The 808-nt window shown below is 66.5% G+C and carries 2 protein-coding genes; both read right to left on the bottom strand.

Annotated features, from left to right (window positions below; genetic code table 11):
* The coding region (locus HOV91_RS39190) for a three-helix bundle dimerization domain-containing protein (RefSeq protein ID WP_174190198.1) at positions 1-476 on the bottom strand (476 nt) is incomplete at its 3' end.
* A gap of 32 nt (positions 477-508) precedes the next feature.
* Positions 509-808, bottom strand: a 300-nt coding sequence (locus tag HOV91_RS39195; protein ID WP_174190199.1) for an arsenate-mycothiol transferase ArsC, incomplete at its 5' end; no start/stop codon positions are given.

The raw sequence follows: 808 nt of genomic DNA on the forward strand, positions 1-808 counted from the left end.
TCCTCGGTCCACGGTTTGGGGAACTCGCCGGTGATGTCGATACCGACCTCGGCCATGGCCTGCACGGCGGCGGGGTTGATTTCGTTGCCGGGTTCGCTGCCGCCGGACCACGCGACGGCGTTGTCCCCCGCCAGGTGGGTGAAGAAGCCCAAGGCCATCTGTGAGCGTCCGGCGTTGTGGGTGCACAGGAACAGCACGGTGGGTTTGCCGGTGTGGGCTTTGCCCTCGACCTTGGCCAGGGCGTTGAGGCGTTGGCGGGCGAAGCGTTCGGCCAGCAGCGGCAGGAAGTTCATGACCGTGGCGCGGCCGGCGAACTGGTCGTAGCTCGAGTGCAGGAACCGTTCGATGGTTTCCACGCCGAAGGTGTCGTCGAACTCGCGTTGTAGGCGGGTGGCGGCGGTTTTCAGGGCGAGTTGCTGGTCGATGGTCAGGTCGTCGCGAACGTAGGTGGCGTGGGCGAGGGGGCTGTCGCTCATGGCGGTGTTCCGATGCTCGGCGGTTGACAGGGTCAGGCAGGTGGACGCAGTTCGGTGAGCAGTTGCTGGACGCGGGCGTTGATATCGTCACGAACCAGGCGCATGCGCTGGATGCCGTCGATCCCGCGTTCGGAGGGTTCGTCGGTGTCCCAGTTCACGACCCGCACACCGCCGACCGGATCGACGTGGGCTTCACGCCCCAGGACGACGACCAGATCGACGGCGCGCAGCAGCCGCGGATCGATCGGTTTCGGGGTTTCGCCGCTGATGTCGACGCCGACTTCGAGCAGCGACTGCACCGACAACGCGTTCAGACTCTGCCCCGGGTCGGT

The organism is Nocardia barduliensis (assembly GCF_013315795.1).
Classification (GTDB): domain Bacteria; phylum Actinomycetota; class Actinomycetes; order Mycobacteriales; family Mycobacteriaceae; genus Nocardia; species Nocardia barduliensis.